At 62.7% G+C, this 20,871-nt stretch carries 20 protein-coding genes, 4 tRNA genes and 2 other RNA genes; 17 read left to right on the top strand and 9 right to left on the bottom strand.

Features of this window, described 5'->3' with window-relative positions:
- On the top strand, window positions 1–426 hold a 426-nt coding region (locus tag VGG51_09000; protein ID HEY1883157.1), incomplete at its 5' end, for a DUF2203 domain-containing protein.
- On the opposite strand, the gene VGG51_08995 is transcribed toward VGG51_09000, so the two are convergent.
- On the bottom strand, window positions 423–827 hold the full coding sequence (locus VGG51_08995; protein ID HEY1883156.1) for a hypothetical protein: 405 nt from the start codon (window positions 825–827) through the stop codon (window positions 423–425). The two genes, VGG51_09000 and VGG51_08995, sit on opposite strands and share 4 nt — an antisense overlap.
- A 50-nt stretch (window positions 828–877) precedes the next feature.
- Window positions 878–1,352, bottom strand: an RNA gene (gene rnpB, locus VGG51_08990) — RNase P RNA component class A.
- Between the two features lie 128 nt (window positions 1,353–1,480).
- On the opposite strand from rnpB, the gene VGG51_08985 reads away from it, so the two are divergent.
- Window positions 1,481–2,113, top strand: coding sequence for a hypothetical protein (locus VGG51_08985; protein ID HEY1883155.1), 633 nt, complete (start codon window positions 1,481–1,483; stop codon window positions 2,111–2,113).
- Between the two features lie 135 nt (window positions 2,114–2,248).
- Here VGG51_08985 and VGG51_08980 read toward each other — a convergent pair whose 3' ends face one another.
- Genes VGG51_08980 through hppD form a run of 3 tightly spaced genes read right to left on the bottom strand, consistent with a single transcriptional unit; the run spans window position 2,249 to window position 6,072 of the window.
- Window positions 2,249–3,685 carry an NADP-dependent isocitrate dehydrogenase gene (locus VGG51_08980; GenBank protein HEY1883154.1) on the bottom strand — a complete coding sequence of 479 codons (1,437 nt, stop codon included), beginning with the start codon at window positions 3,683–3,685 and terminating at the stop codon, window positions 2,249–2,251.
- Entirely contained in the window at window positions 3,685–4,947 is a 1,263-nt protein-coding gene (locus tag VGG51_08975) for an SUMF1/EgtB/PvdO family nonheme iron enzyme (GenBank protein ID HEY1883153.1), read from the bottom strand. The genes VGG51_08980 and VGG51_08975 overlap by 1 nt, the downstream gene beginning before the upstream one ends.
- 9 nt (window positions 4,948–4,956) lie before the next feature.
- On the bottom strand, window positions 4,957–6,072 hold the full coding sequence (hppD, locus tag VGG51_08970) for a 4-hydroxyphenylpyruvate dioxygenase (protein ID HEY1883152.1): 1,116 nt from the start codon (window positions 6,070–6,072) through the stop codon (window positions 4,957–4,959).
- A gap of 56 nt (window positions 6,073–6,128) precedes the next feature.
- Between hppD and VGG51_08965 the strand changes: the two genes are divergently transcribed.
- Together VGG51_08965 and fahA are read left to right on the top strand one after the other, a co-directional pair.
- Window positions 6,129–7,022, top strand: coding sequence for a hypothetical protein (locus VGG51_08965; protein HEY1883151.1), 894 nt, complete (start codon window positions 6,129–6,131; stop codon window positions 7,020–7,022).
- Window positions 7,019–8,302 carry a fumarylacetoacetase gene (gene fahA, locus VGG51_08960; GenBank protein ID HEY1883150.1) on the top strand — a complete coding sequence of 428 codons (1,284 nt, stop codon included), beginning with the start codon at window positions 7,019–7,021 and terminating at the stop codon, window positions 8,300–8,302. Before VGG51_08965 ends, fahA begins: the two co-directional genes overlap by 4 nt.
- Before the next feature lie 24 nt (window positions 8,303–8,326).
- Here the strand turns inward: fahA and VGG51_08955 are convergent, their stop codons facing one another.
- From VGG51_08955 to VGG51_08945, 3 genes are read right to left on the bottom strand one after another with little or no spacing between them, the layout of a single operon-like run.
- A complete protein-coding gene (locus VGG51_08955) occupies window positions 8,327–9,496 on the bottom strand; it encodes a homogentisate 1,2-dioxygenase (GenBank protein HEY1883149.1) in 1,170 nt (389 codons plus the stop codon).
- Window positions 9,496–9,729 (bottom strand): CDGSH iron-sulfur domain-containing protein, encoded by a 234-nt coding sequence (locus VGG51_08950; protein ID HEY1883148.1) that lies wholly within the window; start codon window positions 9,727–9,729, stop codon window positions 9,496–9,498. The genes VGG51_08955 and VGG51_08950 overlap by 1 nt, the downstream gene beginning before the upstream one ends.
- A gap of 37 nt (window positions 9,730–9,766) precedes the next feature.
- Entirely contained in the window at window positions 9,767–10,279 is a 513-nt protein-coding gene (locus tag VGG51_08945) for a YbhB/YbcL family Raf kinase inhibitor-like protein (protein ID HEY1883147.1), read from the bottom strand.
- Window positions 10,280–10,326: 47 nt separating this feature from the next.
- Between VGG51_08945 and ffs the strand changes: the two genes are divergently transcribed.
- From ffs to VGG51_08890, 11 genes are all read left to right on the top strand, one after another.
- Window positions 10,327–10,425: signal recognition particle sRNA small type (ffs, locus tag VGG51_08940), an RNA gene on the top strand.
- A gap of 26 nt (window positions 10,426–10,451) precedes the next feature.
- Window positions 10,452–10,952, top strand: coding sequence for a DUF4446 family protein (locus tag VGG51_08935; protein HEY1883146.1), 501 nt, complete (start codon window positions 10,452–10,454; stop codon window positions 10,950–10,952).
- Window positions 10,953–10,965: 13 nt separating this feature from the next.
- The gene (locus VGG51_08930; protein ID HEY1883145.1) at window positions 10,966–11,256 is read left to right on the top strand and encodes a YggT family protein; all 291 of its coding nucleotides are present in this window, start codon (window positions 10,966–10,968) and stop codon (window positions 11,254–11,256) included.
- On the top strand, window positions 11,256–13,082 hold the full coding sequence (gene lepA, locus VGG51_08925) for a translation elongation factor 4 (protein HEY1883144.1): 1,827 nt from the start codon (window positions 11,256–11,258) through the stop codon (window positions 13,080–13,082). The genes VGG51_08930 and lepA overlap by 1 nt, the downstream gene beginning before the upstream one ends.
- An 8-nt stretch (window positions 13,083–13,090) precedes the next feature.
- Window positions 13,091–13,711 (top strand): RdgB/HAM1 family non-canonical purine NTP pyrophosphatase, encoded by a 621-nt coding sequence (rdgB, locus tag VGG51_08920; GenBank protein HEY1883143.1) that lies wholly within the window; start codon window positions 13,091–13,093, stop codon window positions 13,709–13,711.
- 11 nt (window positions 13,712–13,722) lie between these two features.
- Window positions 13,723–14,574 carry a GNAT family N-acetyltransferase gene (locus tag VGG51_08915; GenBank protein ID HEY1883142.1) on the top strand — a complete coding sequence of 284 codons (852 nt, stop codon included), beginning with the start codon at window positions 13,723–13,725 and terminating at the stop codon, window positions 14,572–14,574.
- 61 nt (window positions 14,575–14,635) lie between these two features.
- Window positions 14,636–14,709 (top strand) — tRNA-Pro (locus VGG51_08910).
- Window positions 14,710–14,753: 44 nt separating this feature from the next.
- Window positions 14,754–14,827 (top strand) — tRNA-Arg (locus VGG51_08905).
- 62 nt (window positions 14,828–14,889) lie between these two features.
- Window positions 14,890–14,966, top strand: a tRNA-His gene (locus VGG51_08900).
- 7 nt (window positions 14,967–14,973) lie between these two features.
- Window positions 14,974–15,046, top strand: a tRNA-Lys gene (locus tag VGG51_08895).
- A 156-nt stretch (window positions 15,047–15,202) separates the two neighbouring features.
- Complete coding sequence (locus VGG51_08890) at window positions 15,203–16,279, top strand: hypothetical protein (protein ID HEY1883141.1); 1,077 nt, start codon at window positions 15,203–15,205, stop codon at window positions 16,277–16,279.
- Window positions 16,280–16,415: 136 nt separating this feature from the next.
- Here the strand turns inward: VGG51_08890 and VGG51_08885 are convergent, their stop codons facing one another.
- On the bottom strand, window positions 16,416–17,855 hold the full coding sequence (locus VGG51_08885; protein ID HEY1883140.1) for a PQQ-binding-like beta-propeller repeat protein: 1,440 nt from the start codon (window positions 17,853–17,855) through the stop codon (window positions 16,416–16,418).
- Window positions 17,856–18,704: 849 nt separating this feature from the next.
- Between VGG51_08885 and VGG51_08880 the strand changes: the two genes are divergently transcribed.
- Together VGG51_08880 and VGG51_08875 are read left to right on the top strand one after the other, a co-directional pair.
- Window positions 18,705–19,982 (top strand): glycosyltransferase family 2 protein, encoded by a 1,278-nt coding sequence (locus VGG51_08880; protein ID HEY1883139.1) that lies wholly within the window; start codon window positions 18,705–18,707, stop codon window positions 19,980–19,982.
- A complete protein-coding gene (locus VGG51_08875; protein ID HEY1883138.1) occupies window positions 19,979–20,818 on the top strand; it encodes a hypothetical protein in 840 nt (279 codons plus the stop codon). The genes VGG51_08880 and VGG51_08875 overlap by 4 nt, the downstream gene beginning before the upstream one ends.
- Window positions 20,819–20,871: the final 53 nt, after the last annotated feature.

Raw genomic sequence — 20,871 nt, 5'->3', positions numbered from 1 at the left:
CGTAACGAAGACGATGCGCAGGGAACCCATATGAAGCTCTTTTCGCCCGAGCGCGCCAACGCCCTCATTTCTAAGCTGGAGCCGCTGATCGAGGAGCTGCTGGCCAAGCGCCGCGAGCTTGCCATCAAGCTCTTGGAGTCCGATCCGGCGCTGCATCACGGGAGGCCGGCGCAGCGGCCGCGCTTAGCCGGAATGCGCTCCTCGCTTCCCGCGCCGCGATTCGCCGAGCTCAAACACGAGATCGGGCGCTTGATCTATCGGATCGAATCGTTTGGCTGCGTCGTAAAAGACATCGACCTTGGATTGCTCGACTTTCCCTCGATGCGCGGGGACGAGCCGGTCTATCTGTGCTGGAAACTGGGAGAGCCCGGGGTAGAGTACTGGCACGGCATGGACGAAGGCTTCTCCGCCCGCCGGATAATCTAACCGGCGGCGGCCTCGGCCTCGACGCCGACAAAGTCTTCCGCAAGCCCCTGCAGGCGCACGTCGCCGAAATCGGCCGTGTATGCGCCGCCCTCCGCGGCGATGATCTCCCCGGTCTCGGGAACACTCGCCAACTGCGGAATCTTCGCGCGAATATCCTCGGGGATGCGGACGCGATCGCCGACCGAGAGCGTGCGCTGATCGAAGAGCGCGTTGAGGTTTTCGAGGAGCATCGAAAGCGGGATGCCGTAATCGTCGCTGATCGCGCCGATCGTATGGGATTCGCTAATCGCGCAATTCGAGCAACCGCCTAGATGGAAGCGCGCGAAGACTCGGCGCGCACCGGCGTGGAGCTTGAACGCCTCGTCGACGGTCATTTCGGGGGTAAACTGCTGATTCATCATCGATTGATCTCTTTCGCTAGAACGCCTTTGGCGCCCCACCGGTTGCGTCTGTGCGAAGTACGCCTGTAAGCCGGATTCTGTTCCCAACTCGTGGGCGATGACCATCTCTCTGGGGCGTTCGTTACCGAACGCCTCGTTGCGACTTTGCTCGTTTGGACGGGCCGTCCGTATCGATCGAGCTGTCTTGCTTCGGGTGGGGTTTACCCGAGCCCGCGTCACCGCGAGACTCTGGGAGCTCTTACCTCCCAATTTCACCCTTACCCCAAAGTTGCGTTGCAACTTTGGGGACCCCCGTTCTTTAAGAGGCACTCCGGTGCTTCGCACCTGCGCGCCCCCCAGCGGCTAAGCCGCCTGGGGCCCCCTGAGTTGCGCCGCAACTTACGCTTTGGCGCAACCTGGGGCGGTATGTTTCTGTGGCACTTTCCTTCGAGTCACCCCGACAGGACGTTATCCTGCACCCAGCCCTATGAAGCCCGGACTTTCCTCCCCCCGATCGCGTCGAGGGGCGGTCACCCGGCGTACTCCGCGACGGTAGTATACCACCGAGCGAGGATTTCAGCCGCATCGACTAGGCGTGGGCCTGGGCGGCTTAGATAGGCGTTGCCGTCCATTGCTAGGACCCGGCCGCTCCGGCGCGCGTCGAGTTCCCGCCAGTGCGCTACGGCGTCGAGCTGGTCAATGGCGCGCCCGGTAGCGGCGAGGTCGAAGCCGCATGGGCTGACGACGACGGCCTCCGGCTGTGCGCGCGCGATCTCCGCCCACTCCAGGCGCTGCGAGTTCGCACCAGGATTCGCCAAGATCGGCTCGCCGCCGGCGAGTTCGACGATGCCGGGAATCCAGTGCCCGGCGCTCATCGGCGGATCGATCCACTCCAAGGTGAGCGTCCGCGGACGATGCGAACGGCCCTGCGATTCAACCCCGAGCGCGGCAGCGCGCGCGCGCAGCGTTTCGAGCAGCGCTTCGGCTTCCGGCGCATGGCCCGTCACCTCGCCCAAAAAAGAAATCGTTGCAAACACGTCGTCGAGCGACGCTGGCTCGAGCGAGACGATACGCGGCCCGCTCCGCTGCGGGTGAGAGGAACGCAACTGTTTCGCCGCGCGCACGACGATTTCGTACGAGACGGCACAGACTTCGCAGAGCTCTTGGGTAACGATGAGGTCGGGTGCGAGACGCTCGAGCAGCGCCGAATCGAGGTGATAGAGGCTCGAGCCGGCGTGAACCGCGGAGCGCACGTGGCGATCGATCGCCCCGGGATCGCGCAGCTCCGGTCCGGCCGCGGACGTTAGTTTGGGTAAGTCCCTCGCTCGCGCCGGATAATCGCACTCATGCGTGACGCCGGCGATTTGCTCGCCGGCGCCGATCGCAAAGAGAATCTCCGTGGCACTGGGGAGCAGGCTAACAATCCGCACGTTTCTTTGGGCTTACTCTCCTTGCGCGAGCGAGTACCCGCGCTCCCCGTTGAAGGTGTAGAGCCCCTCGGTCTTGATCACGTCGAAACCGGCTCGGTTCGCCGCCTCGAGCAGCGCGACGACGTGATCGGCGGTAAACGGCTTCCCATCGCCTTCGAAGCGGCACGACCAGTGGTCGCTCCAGTAGGTATCGGGATTTCCGTTCGGCCAGACCTTCGTGCCCCGATTGCTGATCGTGGTGAGGCGCGTGCCGTCGACGTCGAGCTGCTGCATCAGGCCGGCGATCACGTCGGGATCTCCGTCGCGACGGTCGATGAAAAGGTCGACGCCAGTTCGCACCTTCATCGGCGGTTTGCCCGCCGGCCGGATCGCCAGGTTCATCTGAACGTCCTTATCGTATTCGGCCGGTTTGAGGTTTTCAGGCTTCTCGCCCAAACGCGCGATGACCGCATCGGCAAACTCTTTCGTCCCGACTTTTTTGCGCGACGTCCCTTCCTTGAAGATGTCGTAGGTGTGAACGCCCTCTTCGATCGTCACCAGCCAGGCGTTGTGCACTCGCTCCGCAGCGTCGGCCTGGCCGACGTGCACGAGCATCATGATCGCGCCATGCAGCAAGCCTGAGGGATTCGCCATGTTTTGCCCCGCGCGGCGCGGCGCCGAGCCGTGGATCGCCTCGAACATCGAGCAGTGGTCGCCGATGTTGGCCGAGCCCGCGAGGCCGACGGAGCCGGTGATCTGCGCGGCGACGTCGGAGAGCACGTCGCCGTAGAGATTCGGCATCACGATCACGTCAAAGGCTTCGGGCGTGTCGGCCATCTTGGCCGCCCCGATGTCGACGATCCAGTGCTCGTTCTCGATCTCCGGATACTCGGTGGCGATCTCGGTGAAGGTCCGGTGGAACAAGCCATCCGTAATCTTCATGATGTTGTCTTTGGTGAAGCACGTGACTTTTTTGCGTTTGTTCGCGCGAGCGTACTCGAAGGCGTAGCGGATGATGCGCTTGCTTCCCGGGCGCGAGATCAACTTGAGGCACTGGGCGACCTGATTGGTCTGGCGGTGCTCGATGCCGCCGTAGACGTCCTCCTCGTTCTCGCGCACGATGACGACGTCCATCGCCGGATGTTTGGTTGCAACGTACGGATAGAGCGACATGCAGGGCCGCACGTTTGCGTACATGCCCAGCGTCTTGCGAACGGTGACGTTGAGGCTTTTGAAGCCGCCGCCTTGAGGCGTCGTGATCGGCGCCTTCAAAAAGACCTTCGTGCGGCGCAGGGATTCCCAGGACGAAGGCTCGATGCCGTTGCTCAAACCTTTTTCGTAGATCGACTCGCCGATCTCGATGCGTTCGAGTTCGAGCCGCGCGCCCGCAGCGTCGAGAATGCGCAGGGTCGCGGTCATGATTTCGGGGCCGATTCCGTCGCCGTAGGCAACGGTGACTGGTGTCGTCATCACGCCGCGACGCACCGGAACTTCGCGTACATGTAGGGATAGTCGTCGAAGAACCAGTTGCGGAAGCTTCGCCGGATCATCGTGCGGGCGGTCACCGGGCTCGCGCCCTTCATCACGTAGTGGCGGCCGTCAAAGAAGTCGGCCGAGTATTGCGGATAGGAGGCCATCGGCTCGAATCCGGGCAGTGGGCCAAAGGGTGTTGCGGTCCACTCCCAACCGTTGCCGATGAGGTCGGCGACGCCCCAGGCGCTGTCGCCGTCCGGGCGAGCGTCGACGGGTTCGGGGTCGAAGCGCGCCATCCCGAAGTTGCCGTGCCGAGCCTGCGGTTCTTGCGTTCCCCACGGGAAGGCGCGTTCGCTGCCGTCGGGCGCGCCGTAGGCGGCGCGATGGTACTCGGCTTCGCTCGGGAGGCGCATCCCCGCCCAAGCAGCGTAGGCTTCGGCCTGCCGATGAGTGACGTAGACGGGCCACGATAGCGGCAAGGGTATCTCCTCAAAAAGCGTGTGAAGGAACCACGCGCCGTCGCGTTCCTTCCAAAAGATCGGCGCGGGGCCGCCCTCGGCGACGAAACGAAGCCAAGCTCCGTTCGTTACCGGATACCGCATAATATCGAAGCCTGCAACGTCGACGGTCGTACGGCCGAACTCGTTGTCCCAGCCAAAGGGAATCTCGCCGGGCCGCGCCCCAAGCGTCGCGGTTCCCTGCTCGACGCGGATGAGGGGCGACCGCGGGTCTGCGTGATCGCGATGCTCCTGCGCGATTCTCTGTTTGCGGCCGGGCTCCAACTGATGGATGATGTAGAGCAGCGTCTCGTGATGCATCTCTTCGTGTTCGAGGATCGTCCACGCCGCCTGCGCGCGAACCAGCCGCGGATTCGATGGATCGTCGATCGCGCCGGAGTGCAGCGCACGTTCGACCGCGGTATCGCATTGCACCCCAAACGCAGCAACTGCATCGCGAGCCGGCCAATCGCTTCGAGCGTGACGGCGGGCCTCGTCACGACTGCCCGGATCGATGCCGCGCTCGAAGAGCCGTTCGAAGGCGGCATTGAGGGCGGGCGCGCCGAGGCTGCGTTCGTTGAGCGTGAAGTAGCTAAACGCCGGTATGTGTCCTTCGTAGAACGCAAACGGATGGCGCAGCGGGATTGGACGATCGTAAAACGCGTCCTCGTGGACGAGCCCGAAGAGCCGGGCGCTCCGCTTGCGGTTTTCGCGATACCGCGCGAGCATGCCGGCGCGGTCGATATCTGGCGTAGTAATCATGATCCTGACCTAGAGCGTTCCCCGTTTTTCCTGTTCTCGCTCGATCGAAACGAAGAGCGCTTTGAAGTTGCCTTTGCCGAAGGAGAGGCTGCCCTTGCGCTGGATGATCTCGAAGAAGACGGTCGGCCGGTCCTGCAGCGGCTTGGTGAAGATCTGCAGCATGTAGCCCATGTCGTCGCGGTCGACGAGGATCCGCAGCTCGCGCAGCGTCTCGATCGCTTCGTCGATCGTACCAACCCGTTCTTGGAGCATCTCGTAATACGAATCCGGGGTGTCGAGGAATTCGACGCCGTTGGCTTTGAGCGCGCGGATCGTTTCGGCGATGTCGTCGGTGCGGATCGCCATGTGCTGGACGCCGGCGCCGTGGTAGAAGTCGAGATACTCCTCGATCTGCGATTTCTTTTTGCCCTGGGCAGGCTCGTTGATCGGAAACTTCACCTGATGGCGCGGATCGGTCATCACCTTGGAACGCAGCGCCGTGAACTCGGTCGAGATGTCTTTGTCGTCGAACGAGACGAGTTGCGAGAAGCCGAAGACGCGTGCGTAGAAATCGCCCCAGGCGTCCATCTCGCCCCAGCCGACGTTGCCGACGCAGTGATCGATGAAGAGCAGGCCGGGCTTCTGGGTGCCGGCGATGCGGCGAGGCGCTTCGACGAATCCGGGGGCGAAGACGCCGCGATACCCGTCGCGTGCAATGAACGAATGCACCGTGTCGCCATAGGTTGCGATCGCAGCGCGAACGATGCGTCCGCTTGCATCTTCAAGGACTTCGGGCGGGGCGACGACGCGGGCACCGCCGCGGACCGCCATCTCGAAGGCGGCATTCGCGTCCTCGACGAGAATCGCGATATCTTTGATGCCGTCGCCATGCAGGGCCACGTGACGGGCGATCTCGTCGTCCGGCTGGAGGCTCGCGGTCAGGACGAAGCGCAGCTTGTTCTGCTGCAGAAGATAGCTGACGCGATCGCGGACGCCGGTCTCCGGTCCGGCGTAGGCGATTTGCTCGAAGCCGAAGGCCGACATATAGAAGTGCGCGGCCTGCTTGGCGTTCCCGACGTAGAATTCGACGTAGTCCCAATCGATCTGCGCTAGCGGGTTGCTGCGGGCCTCGGTGATTGTGCTCATAATCGAGAGCCTTAGCGAAGGCGCGGCGGCGGCCCTGTCGCGAAAGCAGGCGCCCTATGGGAACATCGGTTGCAGCGTCGCCGGCTGTTTTTGCGGCTTTCTCCGATTTAGTTGACTACGCGGGCCTCTTCCCGCCGGCGCAACTCTCGCTGTCGCAGGCGCGAGAGGAGTATCGTCAAGCTCGGTCGGGCCCCTACGCCTGGATGCTCGGCCGGTTTATCATCCCTTTAAAACTCCTAGCGGAGGAAGGGCAGAACGCGCCCGCGCCGTTCTCGGTCATCGCCGCTCCGTCGGAAATCGAAAGGCTCGCAGCACTCCGCAACGCCGGCGTTGCGATCGAGACGATCGAGTTGCCGGTGACCACCGGAAGCGATGACGAGGGCACGGTGCGCGAATCGCTGCAGCAGCTTCGCGTAACGCTCGATCTGCTCGGGCTCGGGGATCTGCCGGTCTATCTCGAGTTCGTGCGCTCGCCCGCGAACTCGCTATCGATCGAAAGCGAGCTCTCGGCCGCGGCCTCGGCGAGATTCGGTGCGAAGCTGCGCTGCGGCGGCGTCACCGGCGATGCCTTTCCGCCGGTAGACGAGGTCGCGCGCTTCATCGCCGCCGCGGCGGCAGCGAGCGTGCCGTTTAAAGCAACGGCCGGACTGCACCATCCCGTGCGCCACTTCAACGCGCAGAGCGGTTTCGTGATGCACGGCTTTCTCAACATCTTGGCGGCCGCTGCGCTGGCGCCGCGCGTCGATCTCGCCACGCTGAGCCGGGTCGTCGCTGAAGAAGATCCGAGCGCGTTTGGCTTCGAAGCGCCGGCGATGCGGTGGAGGGAGCAGCGTGTCGACGTTGCTCGCCTGAGGGAGACGCGCGAGCAGACCTTCGTTGCGTACGGCAGCTGCAGCTTCGCCGAACCCGTTGAGGACTTGACGGCGCTGGGGGTTCTCCCTACCCAATGAGCCCAGGCGACACGACCGACCAACGGCTCGAATCCTGGATCGAAGTTGCACCCGAGAGCGACTTTCCGATTCAAAACCTTCCCTTCGGCGTCTTCGAAAAGCGCGGCGTCGCACGAATCGGTGTTGCGATCGGCGATCTAATCCTCGACCTGCGCGAACTCGCCGAGACCGCAATGCTCGACGACCTCTGCGAGCGGGAGCTGCTGACGGCCGCGGTTCTCAATCCGCTGCTGGCTGCAGGGGCGAGCGTCTGGGGGCCGCTGCGGGAGCGGCTCTCGCAGCTGCTGCGCGCCGGAGGCGATCCGCGTCTAGCCCGGTTGGATCGAGAAGCATTTTTTGCGCGTCGCGATTCGGCCGAGATGCGCGTGCCGATGGAGATCGGCGACTACGTCGACTTCTACTCGTCGCTCGAGCACGCAACGAACTTGGGACGCCTCTTTCGACCCAACGCCGAGCCGCTGATGCCGAACTGGCGCTGGCTGCCGGTTGGGTATCACGGGCGCTCGAGCAGCATCGTCATCGACGGCACGCAGGTTCGCCGTCCGCAGGGACAACGCAAGGCCCCCAACGAGGACGCCCCCGACTACGGGCCGAGCCGGCGGCTCGATATCGAACTCGAGGTGGGCTTCGTTATGGGTCCGGGCAATCGCTTGGGCACCCCAATTCCGTCTGCTGACGCGCGCGAGCATATTTTTGGCCTGGTGCTCGTCAACGACTGGAGCGCGCGCGATATTCAGGCTTGGGAGTATCAGCCGCTGGGGCCATTCCTGGGCAAGTCGTTCGCGACGACGATTTCGCCGTGGATCGTTACGCTCGACGCGCTCGAGCCGTTTCGCGTTGCAGGGCCGGTACAAGAGCCGGCACCGCTTCCGTACCTTAAGACGGAGGGTCCCTGGGCCTACGATATCTCCCTCGCGGTCGATCTGCAGAGCGATGGCATGCGCGAGCGTGGCACTGCTGCGCAAACGATCTCCCGGACGACGTTCCGCGACATGTACTGGAGCATCGCGCAGCAGCTCGCGCACGCAACCTCCAACGGTGCCGTCGCGCGACCGGGAGATCTGTTTGCCTCGGGAACGATCAGCGGCTCGCAAGGCGCGAGTCAGGGCAGCTTTATCGAGCTCTCATGGAACGGCGAGCGCCCGATCTCACTGGGGGGCGGCGAGAGCCGCGCTTTTTTGCAAGACGGCGACGAGGTTACGCTGCGCGGCTGGTGCGAGCGTCCCGGAGCACGCCGCATCGGATTCGGCCGCGCTCGCGGGCGAGTGAGGCCCAGCTAGGACGCCACTGCGCAGCGGCTTCGTCTAGACGGCGCTGGACGTCTCGATCCACGAACGGAAGTACGCCGGATCTTCGGAGCGAAGCGCGGCCTGCGTAAGCTGCAGCGGCCGGAACGTATCGACCATCACCGCGATCTCGTCGGTCGACGTTTTCCCGAGGCTCGACTCGACGGCGCCGGGCTGCGGGCCGTGCGGCGCGCCCGCGGCATGCAGAGTGATCGAGCCCTCTTCGACCCCTCGCCGGCTCATGAAATTTCCGCTGACGTAATAGAGTACTTCGTCGCAGTCGACGCTCGAATGATTGTACGGCACCGGAATCGCGAGCGGGTGATAATCGAAGAGCCGCGGCACGAACGCGCAGAACGCGGCGCCGGGCGCTTCGAAGGTTGCGTGCGCCGGCGGCGGCTGATGGAGCTTGCCAGTGATCGGCATGAACTCTTCGAGGTTGAAAGCGTAGGGGTAACAGTAGCCGTCCCAGCCGACCACGTCGCACGGATGATTCTGCACGATGTAAATCGCGTTGCGTCCACCGTTGGTAACGCGCACCTCGTACTGGCCTTGCGCCTCAACCGGGGCCTGCAGCAGCGGCGCTCGAAAGTCGCGTTCGTAGTACGGCGCCTGCTCCTCGAGTTGTCCGAACTCATTGCGGTAGCGGCGCGGAATCGTCACGCTGCCCCGCGACTCGTGAACGAGCATCCGGGTCGGCGAGGCTGGAACGACCCGGTAGGTCGTTCCGGTCGGTATCACGAGATAGTCATGCGCGCGATAGGCGAGCTCGCCGAACTGGCTTTCGATGATTCCGGAGCCGGTGTGGACGAAGAGTAGCTCGTCGCCCCCGGTATTGCGATAAAAGTATTCCATCGGGCGCTCGGCGCTCGCAATCGAAAGGACGATATCCTCGTTACCAAGCACCGGCGTGCGCGATTCGATGGCATCGAGCCCGGACTGCGCAAGCTGCGGCGTCTTGAAGTGGCGGTTGCGCAGCGGCTCGTTCGCCGAGAAGGCAATCGCCGGGCGATCCCAGGGAAGTACGTCGAGCGTCGCGGTCGGCGGCCGGAGGTGATAGAGCAGCGAGTAGACGCTCTCGAACCCTTTGGTTGAGAAGAGCTCTTCGGCGTAGAGGCCGCCGTCGGGGCGTCGGAATTGAATGTGGCGCTTATGCGGGACGCGGCCTTCCCGAAGATACGAGGGCATTACGCCGTACTCGGCTCGACGCCCGGCTCGACCGCAGCCCGCTCGCCGGCCGAAAAGCCGTTTTCGCGGTGGGAGCCGTCGCAAAAGGGCTTGGTTTGCGAGCCGCCGCAGCGGCAGAGCGCAACATTCTCACCCGAAACGGTGTAGGGGTTTCCGTCGGCGTCGGTGAGCGTGATCGTTCCTCTAACGAGATATGGGCCGCTCTCGCGAACTTTGATCGTAACGTCGTTCATTGCCGTCTGCTTCGACAGCTTTCGACGGCGCTCCGGCTTAGGGAGTCGATGCGGTGTTTTGGAGAACGCCTCGCGCGATGACGTGTCCTTCCATCTGCCGTTCGAGCGCGGCGCCCGTCAAGGGCTGGTCGGCGGCAAAATGCGAGACGTCGAGCGCGTACAGGGTGATCGTATAGTGATGCGTCGGCCCGGGAGGCGGGCATGGGCCGTAATACTGCGCGCGTCCAGTCGAGCTTTCGCCCACTTCGCCGGGGGCAAGTTTCGCATTGGTCTCGAGGCGACGGGTCTGAGCCGGCAGATTGTAAACGACCCAATGGTAGAACCCGCCGGAAACCGCTGCGTCGGCGTCGTGCACGATCACCGCAAAGGATTTCGTGCCCTCCGGCACACCGCTCCAGTTTAGCGAGGGCGATGTATTGGTGCCGCCGCAGTCGCGCGCCATGAACGGTTTTGGTATGGCGCGCCCGGCGGCTAGGTCGCTGCTGTGCAGCTGGATTGGCGCCGTCGCGGCGGCGAGCGTGGCGGCCGCGATGAGCAAGGGGCGAACCATGGAAAGATCGTTGGCTGCTTGTGCTATCATGGCCTGGCCATGATGGGAGTTGGGCTTCGCGCGGCGTAAACTCGTGAACCCCGCCAGAACCGGAAGGTAGCAACGGTAAGCGAGCACTTACGGGTGCCGTGAACCACCTGACTCTCGTCGTGGTTACAGCAGTAGAAGCGTTATGATGCAGCAGTTCTCACCGTTATATGCCGCCCTAATCGCCTTTGGCGCTGCCTTGGCGGCGCTCGTGATCTATCACCTCGCCATCGTACGCCCCGCGCTAAGCCGAGTGCAGGCGCTGGTCGATGTCCACGACGAGCTCATTTCTGGGGGCGCCGGTCGCGCCTCCGAGCGCCTTGCGGCCCTCGAGAGCGCGGATACGTCGCTTCGCTCCACGCTCGAAAGCACGCAGGGTCGCCTCGCAGCGCTGGAGGCGCTTTCGCTTAGCGACGTTTCACGCTGCGGCTTCGTGCGCTACGACGCCTTTGCCGACGCCGAGTCAGGCCTCTCGTACGCGCTTGCACTGCTCAATCGCCAAGGCAACGGCGTGGTGCTGACGAGCATCTACTCTCGCGCCGACACGCGCACGTACGGTAAACCCGTCGAGGCCTTCAAACCGACGATTCAGGCATCGGCCGAGGAGCTGGAGGCGATCGAGCGGGCTCGCGCAGCGGGCTCGTAGAACGACGGTCAACGTGAATTTATTGCTTTGCGACCTTGCGAAGCTGCTGTACGGCGCGGTCAACGTCTACACGATCCTGCTCTTCGTCTATGCGATCATTTCCTGGTTTCCGGATCTGCGCCGAGGGCGCTGGGTCTACTACCTGGCTTCGATCATCGAGCCGGTGCTCAACCCGATCCGTCGCGTGATCCCGCCGATTGGCGGCCTCGACCTGGCGTTCCTCGTGCTGTTGCTGATCCTGCAGTTCGTCGTCAGGCGCGGCGTCTTCTCGCTCGAAGTCAACGCCTGCATCCAAATATTCTGATGACACTGCGGGCCGAGCACCCACATCGTCTCGACGTTGCGGACAACGTGCGGAACTTCTGCATCATCGCTCACATCGATCACGGCAAGACGACGCTCTCCGATCGTCTGCTCGAAATCACGCGGACGGTAGCCGCGCGGAATCTCGAAGAGCAGGCGCTGGACGCCATGGACCTCGAGCGGGAGCGGGGTATTACGATCCGCATGCACCCGGTGACGCTGGATTATCGCGCCCGCAACGGCGAAGATTACCGGCTCAACCTCATCGATACGCCGGGGCACGTCGACTTTTCATACGAGGTCTCACGGTCGCTGGCCGCCTGTGAAGGCGCGCTGCTGATCATCGACGCGGCGCAGGGCATCGAAGCACAGACGCTCGCGAACTATCATCTCGCGCTCGAGCACGACCTAACGATCATCCCGGTGATCAACAAGATAGATCTGCCGGCGGCCGATCCCGAGCGCGTCATGGGCGAAGTCGAAGAGCTGCTCGTGATCGAGAAGAGCGAGTGCATCTTGGCCAGCGCCAAAAACGGCGTGGGAATCGAAGAGATCGTCGAGGCGATCGTCCATCGAATTCCGCCGCCGAAGGGGCACCGCGACCGCCTGCGCGCGCTGGTCTTCAACGCGCAGTTCGACCCATATCGAGGCGTCGTCAGCTACGTGCGCGTCGTCGACGGCGAGCTCACCGCCGGCACGCGCTTTGTCTCGATGGCACATCAGCGAATCTTCGAGTGTACCGAGGTCGGCATCTTTACGCCCGACATGCGCGCGACCAAGTCGCTCGAGATCGGGAGCGTCGGCTACGTCATCGCGAACATCAAGTCGCTCGGCGAGATCGACGTCGGCGATACGATCACCTCGGCGAGCGATCCCGCGCACATCCCGCTGACGGGTTACCGCAAGGCCGTGCCAATGGTTTACTGCGGCCTCTATCCCAATGAAGGCGAGTACGACGGGCTGCGCGACGCGCTGGAGAAGCTCAAGCTCAACGACGCGGCGCTCGTCTACGAGGCGGAGAACTCGGCGGCGCTGGGCTTCGGCTTTCGCTGCGGCTTCCTGGGGCTGCTGCACATGGAGATCGTCCAGGAACGGCTCGAACGCAACTACGGACTCGATTTGATCGCGACCTCGCCGTCGGTCGGCTTTCGCGTAGTTCGCAGCGACGGAACGGTCGTCACGATCGACAATCCCTCGAAGCTGCCGCCGCCGACGGCGATCCGCATGATCGAGGAGCCCTACGTAAAGGCGACGATCATCTCGCCGCCCGACTACGTTGGCGCGATCATGGATATCACGCAGAGCCGGCGCGGAACGCTCGATAACATGGAGTACCTGCACGACGGGCGCGTCATCGTCACCTACGAGATGCCGCTCATCGAAGTGATCGTCGATTTCTTCGACGCGCTCAAATCGCGGACGAAGGGCTACGCCTCGCTCGACTACGAGGTCATCGGGTATCGCGAAGGCGACCTTGCGAAGCTTGAAATCCTGCTCAACAACGAGCCCGTCGATGCGCTCTCATTTATCGTGGCGCGCGACAAGGCGGTGGCGCGCGGCCGCGCGATGACCGAGAAGCTCAAGGAGCTGATTCCACGGCAGATGTTCGAGGTGCCGATTCAGGCCGCGATCGGCGGAAAGGTCGTCGCGCGCGAGACGGTGAGCGCGATGCGCAAGAACGTCCTTTCGAAGTGCTACGGCGGCGATATTACGCGAAAGCGGAAGCTGCTCGAAAAGCAGAAAGCCGGCAAGGAGCGGATGAAACGCGTGGGAAGGGTCGAGCTGCCGCAGGAGGCGTTCATGGCGGTCCTTCGCCTGGGGAGCTGACGCCGGCTATGGCACGCGGCCAAAGCCTGAGCGGAATGAAGACCTACGTTGCAACGCACAACGAAGGGAAGCTGCGCGAGCTCAAGGCGATCTTCGGGGACTCGCGGTTGACGCTGGTCAAGCCGCGCAAGTATCCCGACGTCGTCGAGGACGCCGGCAGCTACATCGGCAACGCGATTTTGAAGGCTCAGGCACTCGCGACGGTGCTGCAGGAGCGCAACGTCGCCGCCGGCGTACTCGCCGACGACAGCGGGCTGGAGGTCGATGCGCTCGACGGCGGTCCGGGCATCTACTCGGCGCGCTTCGGCGGAGCGGATATCACCTGGCCGCAGCGTCGCGCAACCCTGCTCTCGGATTTGCGGGGCGTCCCGCCCTATCGCCGTACGGCGCGCTTCGTCTGCGCCCTGGCATTCATCGCACCCGGCAGCGGGCCGATCGCCGCGACAGGTGTCGTCAACGGTTACGTTCTGGAAAATGAGTTTGGCAGCGGAGGCTTTGGCTACGATCCAATCTTTCTTTATCCGCCTGCGGGCTGCAGCTTTGCGGCGCTGAGCGAGAAGGAGAAGAACGACGTCAGCCATCGGCGGCGCGCCGCGGACGCGTTGCTCGCTGCCCTGCAGCGTGTCTAAGGCCCGCAGCCGTGTCTGAGTTTCCGGTCGAGCAAGCCTCGGTCGACGACGTCCGAGCAATCGCTCGCCGGCAAGCCTTCGACGAGGCGGGCATCCGCTTCGCTCTCGAATCCGCCGAACGGGGCGCGGCGTGGGTCGCGCGGGATGTGGGCGAGAGTGTCGGCGTAGCGGTTGCGCGCGATGCCGAGGGGGAGCGCTACGTGGGGGATCTGTTCGTCGAGCCGTCCTACCGCGGCCGCGGCGTCGGCCGCGAGTTGCTCGCGCAGGCGCTGCGCGATTGCGACGAGCGGGCGCGCGTTGTGCTGGTCGATCCCTCGGATTCGGCGGCGGTAGCGCTTGCGCTGCGGCAGCGGCTTTCACTGCGCGACTCGCTCCTGCGGCTCGCCGGCGCGATTCCGAAGGAAGAAGAGCTGGCGAAGATGGCGGCGGGTGACTATCGCTTCGCCGTCGAGCCGCTCGACGCAGCCGGGCATGCGTTCGGCTTACGCGGATTGGATCGGCTGGCGCGCGGCACGGCGCGCGACGCGGATCACGCCGACTTCGCGCTGCGCGCGGCGGGCAATGCGTTCTTTCTCAACGGCGAGTTCGTCGCCTACACGTACGTTTGGGCAGACGGACGCGTCGGCCCGATCGCCTGCGCCTCGCAGAACTATATCGTTCAGATTCTCGCGCATGCGCTATTGACGCTCACGCGCCGGTATAACGCATCCTGGTGCAGCGCGCTCGTTCCCGGATCGAATCTGCGGGTTGCGCGCGCCGCGATGCGCGCGGGATTGCGGATCGTGCAGAGTTTTGCGATCGCAACCGACGCGCCGGCGATGGATCTCTCGGCGTACGTTGCCGGACATACGCTGACGCTGTAAGGGAATAAATCGGCGGCAGAGGATTGCTCGGGAAATCGCGAAGCCTTCGACGGCCGCGAGGCGGGACGTAGCTCAGCCAGGTAGAGCGTCCGTTTTGGGTGCGGAAGGTCGCAGGTTCGACTCCTGTCGTCCCGAGATATTGAAGGCGTGGTATCCTCTGGGAGGGTCCATGCCTTCCTGCGCCCGTGGTCTAACAGGACAAGGCACGAGTCTTCTAAACTCGATGATGGGGGTTCGAGTCCCTCCGGGCGCGTGTGGAGGGCCGGCGGCCGGCGATGGATGCCCAGCAAGTTCGGGGAAGAAGCACGACGTATGGTGACTGTAGCTCAGTTGGTTAGAGCGCCGGTCTGTGGAACCGGAGGTCGCGGGTTCGGATCCCGTCAGTCACCCCAAAGCGGCGCGCCTTTAGCTCAGTCGGTAGAGCAGCGGACTTTTAATCCGTTGGTCCCGGGTTCGAGTCCCGGAGGGCGCAGAGACCGTAGCCCCTGCAACAGACCTCTTGCAGGGGCTACCTATTGAAGACCAGCGTTCTAAGAAAGAGGCCGCCCTTATTCGTAGGGAACTTTAGCGTTTCGGCGTATCAGGTTCGCTCGGAACATTACTCCATCTCAAAAAGGAGCATTTCAGCATGAAATTGTCGAGAACGGCTCAGCATGCATTAGGCACGCTGGGGGTTGCGGCATTGCTCGCCGGCTGTAGCGGCGGGACGCAGTCTTCGACGCCCACGATGGGCATGAATCCAGCAGCGGTGGGTGGTGCGCACGCCCTGGGCGCGCGCGGTCCCCACGCTACGTATACGTCGGTGAAGGCGCCGAAGGTGCACAGCGACAAGAGTAAGTCGCACGTTTCACCCGACGCCAAGAACGCCCCTCGACTGCTTTTCGTTGCGGACGACGGCACGAATGACGTCTACATCTTCACGATGCCGGCGATGGCACTCAAGGGAACGCTCACGGGCCTCAGCGAGCCGCAAGGCATGTGCAGCGACAAATCGGGCAACATCTGGATCACCAACACGGGAACGCAGCAAATCCTTCAATACTCCCGCACCGGAACGCTGCTCAACACGTTGAGCGACTCGATCGGATTTCCGGTCGGCTGCGCTATCAACAAGGCAACCGGCGATCTCGCCGTTACGAACATCTTCAACACCTCCGGTAACGGCACCGTCGCAGTGTATCCCAATGCGACCGGGACGCCGACGCAGTACAGCAATCCTAGCCAGTCTGAAAACTTCTTCGATGCCTATGACGGCAACGGGAACCTCTACGTAAGTGGAGAAGGCGGCGCCGGATACTCGCTCTCCGTGCTTCCCAGCGGAAGCAGCAACATGACGACGGTCAGCGTCAGCGGCGGCACCCTGTTCTTCCCAGGCTCGGTAAACTGGAACAAGAACGCCGGCTTGATCCTTGGCGACCAAGAGTGCAATGATGCTGGTGCGTCTTGCCTATATGCAGTCACGGTTTCCGGCTCGGTCGCAACGATCACTGGCTCGACGCCGCTTACCAACACCGACGGCGGTGGCTGCGACGTCGATCAAGCGGTGATCTCCCCGGGAGGCAAGTACTACGGGGGCGGATGCATCTCCGAGGGATCGGCTCCGAGCGTAGCGGCCCGTTGGGCCTATCCGGCCGGCGGCGCGCCGACCAACTCCACGACCACCGGCATTTCAGAGCCGATCGGCGCGGCCATCAGCAACAAGTAGCTGTTGCCGACGATTCTTCGTTGACTAGCTCAGCAGTCAGGCGGCTATTCTAAAGTTCTGCCGCAGTGCAGCTGAAGTCCTAAGCAAAGCGAGCCTTGCGAAAGCGGGCTCGCTTTTTTGTGACGGCGCTACGGCGTCACGGTAACGCGTAGGCGGTTAAGCTGCCGTTGTGGTCCGAGCAGTAGACCCAGCCGTTGACAACGATCGGGCTCTCCCAGTGGACGCTGCCGATCGTCTTCCCCGAACTCGACGTCGCGCTGCTCCAGAGCTCGGACCCGGTGCGCGCATTGAGCGCTACGATCTGGCCGTTGAACGCGACGAAGACGATGCCGTTGGCGACCACCGGTGAAGTACCGAGTACCGTCGAGCCCGCAGCGTTTTGCCAGATGCCCACGAGTTGGCTGACCCCCGACGCGCTGGTCTCCAGACGATATGCCTGAACGACGCTTGGAAATCCCATAAAGATCCACGCGTTATTCGAGGCATCGGTCCACACTGCGGGCGTGGAAAACAGCGCAGACGGCAGATTGAGCATTTGCAACTCTCCGCCGACGCCGGGGAGCGAGGCACGATCGACCAGCCGCAGCACGCCATCCTTACCGCCCTGTGCAAGCATTAACGGCGTAGTGCTCGACGGCTGGCGCGGCAAGAGCGTCGGCGAGGTGCTGCCGATGTCCAGATCGCGTTCCTGTAGCTGCTGGTAGTCCGTCGGCGTATAGCTCCCGTACAGGTCCGAAAGGTCCGGAGCAAGCGCGAGCACGGAGTCGCCGTAGTTGTGGCCGCCGGTGTTGGCGTTGAAGTCGCCGTTTCCCGTCGAGACGTAGATGCGGCCGTTCATCGACGAGTCGGGATCGACGACGGCGCTGCCGCGCGACCATATTCCCGAGCGCTGCTGCCGGCAGAAATGGGGTTCGGGGAGCTTGTGCACCTTGCTGCACAGCGAATTGAAGACTCGCTCTTCGCCGCTCGTGAGGCTAACGCCGACCACGTGCCCGAGGTACGGCAGGGCGTCGTCGTCGTTGTACGCGGAGGTCGTTGCGTACACATAACCATTGGCAACGTTGAGCGGAGCGTCGTCCGCCTCGGTATTCGGCATATGCGAGACGCGGGCCGGGAAACCCGCCGATCGAACCTCGCGACCCGTCGCAGCGTCGAGTTTGTGGACCTTGCCGTCGACCCCCGGGGCGTAGATTGCCGCGCCGGACGGATCCGCTGCCGGCGTGGATCGCGTGTACTTCGGCCCGTGGGTTGCAAACTTCCAAACGATTCGTCCTGAAAGCGCCTCGATGCCGAACGTAACGCCGCTTGTGGTCGTCTGATACAGCATCGGGCGGTGGGAGCGCCCGATACGCACACGATTGAGGAAAATCGGCGTCGAGTCCGCGACCAAGCCGGCCCCGAACGCGATCTGCCATCGCTCACGCAGGCGATGGACGTTGCCGACCGTGAGCGCCCGCTCGGAAGAGTTGAAGCTGCTGCGGGCCGGATCGAACCCAAAAACGGGCCAATCGACGGCACGTGCGGGAAGCCCCGTCATCAAAAAGACGATCGCAAAGGCGCTCGATCTCTGGAGCATAGTCGCAATTTGGCGCTGCTTGCTTATTCATCCTCCGAGCGTACGGAGCGGAGGCGAAACGCCGGAATCCAGGCTTGGCGGCCCCGCCTGAGCGCGGATCGGGCCGCCGCCCATCCGCTCCCTGACGCTCGATGCAGGCATCGGCCAAGCTTTCGGACAATGGCACGCTCGCTTCCCTGAAGCGTTTGCATCGTCGATGCGATCGACGAACGAGTAGCGTCTTACGTCTATAACCCGCGCACGTTATAGATGATGTCGAGCGTCCTAAACTCGTCGCGTTGCGACTTCAACGCCGCCCAAACATCTTGCACTGTACTTGCATCGTACGTTAACGTGTTAACGGATAAGAGAATGAACTTACTCGCTCAATGTAACCATGCAGTTGCGCGTTTTTACGTTCGAAAAGTGTTCTTTCGTTCGTCGGAAATTGTCGGTCGCCGAACGCAAGCCAAAATAGCACGGCGTTGCGCGAGGGGATTCACCTCTTAGTACGAACGGTATCGCAGCCACGATAGGCCTCGCGAATATTTTAGCTACCCGGCACTATCTTCGGAGACCGAAATGAGTCGAATGGTTGGCTTGGCAAAAGGAGCTTGCCACAAAGCGATCTTGTCGCTGCGAATGCCACCGCTAGCCGCAGTACTGATCGTCGGCGCTCCACTTTTGGTCACAGTGTCGCTCTGGGCCATGCGCGCGGAGCATTACCACGCAAACGTAAACCTGATCTACTACCCGACCTGCGCGCTCGTTTACCTAGTTTGGGTATTTCCGATACTAGGTTTTATGCTTTTCAGTTTTCCTCAGCTGCGGCCGAACCCGCCTCATCCGCCAAAGCATCGCTTTATTTGCATGATTCCCGCGTATAACGAGGAACGCGTCATTGTAAATCCCGTGCTGAGCTTACTCGGGCAGGATTACCCGGCAGAGCTCTACGAGATCTGGGTAATCTTCGACGGAACGGACAACACGGCGCAGATCGCGGGCGACCTCGGCGCAAAGGTGATGTTCACTCCCACCAGAGGCTTTGGTAAACACCGAGCTCTCGATTATGCGTTTCGAGAACTCTTGAGTGAAGACGACGACCGGTACGTGGCGGTTTTCGATGCGGACAACGTCGTTGGCACTAACTATCTCCAATCGATGAACAACGCCATAGAAACGCGCGGCTTTCGCTGCATGCAGGCATTTCACGACGTCCTCAACGGGTCGGATAACTGGATCACCAAAGCGCTATGGTGTTCCTGCGTCTCTGCCTCCCGCATGTACTTAACGGGACGCATGCGCACGTTTTGCAGCGTGCTCATATGCGGGACGGGTTGGTGCTGCGAGGCGAAGCTGCTGCGCAAACACTGGGGCGGTACGCGGACGCAGACCGAAGACATCGAGCTCAATGGAATTTTGGCTGTCGAATCCGGGGTTCGGGTCGGCTACGTTCCCGAGGCACATATTTACGACGAAAAGCCGCAGAATATCTGGGTGGCGATCCGGCAACGCATGCGCTGGATGTGCGGCCACTCGCGGGTGGCGTACTACCATTTCTTTCGCTGCCTTTGGCAAGGCATCGTCCGCGGTGACATCGCGCTGTTGGAACTCGCGCTCTATTATCTCGTGCCCTTCGCGCTGCTGGCGAGTTTTCTCACCTGGCCAATCCTAGCCGGGATCTGGGTTCGCGACTTTACAATCACGGGACCCTTAGCGGGTGGAACGGTCCAACGCGTCTTTGAAGGGATTGCGCTGTTCTTCATCTTTGGCTATCAGGTCGTTGGCTTCTGGGGCGCGGAGAAGCTCGGCAAAAATCCGTTCGTTAGGGGCGGCCGGGTGCTCCTGTACTCATTTTACACGCTTATCTTTACCGTTCTCGCTTGGCCGCCGGCTGTAATATGGGCGATATTCAGCGTGGGGAAAGCGGACTGGCTGTATCATACGCCGCACGTCAGCAACGTTACGGTGAACGCTGAAGCCGAGCCCGATCTCGCACTGGCACAAGGCGCGCCCGGACGACCAAGCGCGTTGGAAGTTTCCGTCGAGCAAGGGCTAATAAAACCGGGAGGCGAGAGCGCGCAGCGGGCGCGTTGCCCGTCTGAGCGCTCATCTGCGGCATCAATTGCCGAAGGAGTCATTTTGTGAGGCGATCCGTCCAAATCGGTATTCTCGTCGGCGCGGCGTTTTCGTGCTGCGGGCGCGTCGCGCTCGCGGACGCCTACGACCGGCTGGACGTCAGCGGTACGTCGATCGGTTTTAGCAGCCCGGGCAATGCCTACGGACCGTGGATCATCCAAGACGCGAAAATCGTATTCGTTACGCCGGGCGTCCAAGCGATTAACTTTGAAGTCGCGCACCAGGCCGACGGCGACGTCTCGTTTCCTACGCACGGGGAATACTTCGCGGCCGGAATCAACCACTCGATAACGTCGCGCCTTTACGGCGACTTCAACTTCGGTTACGGCACGTCGAACCCGTATTCGCACACGAATGCCCATCTCGAGTTCGATTATAAGACGACGCCGGATCTCAGGCTCGTTATGGCCGTAGCCGAGGACTACGTTACCTACTGGGGCGGCACGACGCTCAAGCAGTTTTCCACCGGACCGCAATACTACTATCCCGGCGGAGACGTTCAACTACGCTATCTGGTTGCCGCAAACACCGGCGCCCAGACCAAGAGCGGGCTTCTCGCGGCGTGGGACGTTACCCCGACGATACGCTCGAAATATTCGGCGACGGGTCTCTTTGGTTCGCAGCAATATCTGGTTTCGATCCCCGGCCTGCCCCAAGCGCTTGCAAACGACTTTGGGCAAACCTACACGGTGGGTACCGAACAGCAGCTCGGCCGTACTACCCAGCGGGGAGCGCGGTGGGGAATCGAAGCCAATGGGTTTTTCTCTCATTTGGTTAACGCGACCAACGGCGCCCCGGTCTACCAGGCGCGCGGGGTAACCTTCGGAATTTGGAGCATCTTTTGAAGGATGAACCAGCTTTCAGGAGTGCCTCCGTACCCCGCTCGAGCTTCCTAGCG

The organism is Candidatus Cybelea sp., assembly GCA_036489315.1.
GTDB lineage: Bacteria > Vulcanimicrobiota > Vulcanimicrobiia > Vulcanimicrobiales > Vulcanimicrobiaceae > Cybelea.
This window is presented reverse-complemented; position numbering and strand designations above follow the sequence as displayed.

Bases quoted from the DNA above. Each gene is read 5' to 3' on its own strand.
- lepA (HEY1883144.1), top strand. From the start codon at position 11,256: ATGACACTGCGGGCCGAGCACCCACATCGTCTCGACGTTGCGGACAAC.
- VGG51_08975 (HEY1883153.1), bottom strand. From the start codon at position 4,947: ATGATTACTACGCCAGATATCGACCGCGCCGGCATGCTCGCGCGGTAT.
- VGG51_08995 (HEY1883156.1), bottom strand. From the start codon at position 827: ATGATGAATCAGCAGTTTACCCCCGAAATGACCGTCGACGAGGCGTTC.
- fahA (HEY1883150.1), top strand. From the start codon at position 7,019: ATGAGCCCAGGCGACACGACCGACCAACGGCTCGAATCCTGGATCGAA.
- hppD (HEY1883152.1), bottom strand. From the start codon at position 6,072: ATGAGCACAATCACCGAGGCCCGCAGCAACCCGCTAGCGCAGATCGAT.
- VGG51_08965 (HEY1883151.1), top strand. From the start codon at position 6,129: ATGGGAACATCGGTTGCAGCGTCGCCGGCTGTTTTTGCGGCTTTCTCC.
- VGG51_08890 (HEY1883141.1), top strand. From the start codon at position 15,203: ATGAAATTGTCGAGAACGGCTCAGCATGCATTAGGCACGCTGGGGGTT.
- VGG51_08955 (HEY1883149.1), bottom strand. From the start codon at position 9,496: ATGCCCTCGTATCTTCGGGAAGGCCGCGTCCCGCATAAGCGCCACATT.
- VGG51_08945 (HEY1883147.1), bottom strand. From the start codon at position 10,279: ATGGTTCGCCCCTTGCTCATCGCGGCCGCCACGCTCGCCGCCGCGACG.
- VGG51_08980 (HEY1883154.1), bottom strand. From the start codon at position 3,685: ATGACGACACCAGTCACCGTTGCCTACGGCGACGGAATCGGCCCCGAA.
- rdgB (HEY1883143.1), top strand. From the start codon at position 13,091: ATGGCACGCGGCCAAAGCCTGAGCGGAATGAAGACCTACGTTGCAACG.
- VGG51_08880 (HEY1883139.1), top strand. From the start codon at position 18,705: ATGATTCCCGCGTATAACGAGGAACGCGTCATTGTAAATCCCGTGCTG.
- VGG51_08935 (HEY1883146.1), top strand. From the start codon at position 10,452: ATGATGCAGCAGTTCTCACCGTTATATGCCGCCCTAATCGCCTTTGGC.
- VGG51_08950 (HEY1883148.1), bottom strand. From the start codon at position 9,729: ATGAACGACGTTACGATCAAAGTTCGCGAGAGCGGCCCATATCTCGTT.
- VGG51_08885 (HEY1883140.1), bottom strand. From the start codon at position 17,855: ATGCTCCAGAGATCGAGCGCCTTTGCGATCGTCTTTTTGATGACGGGG.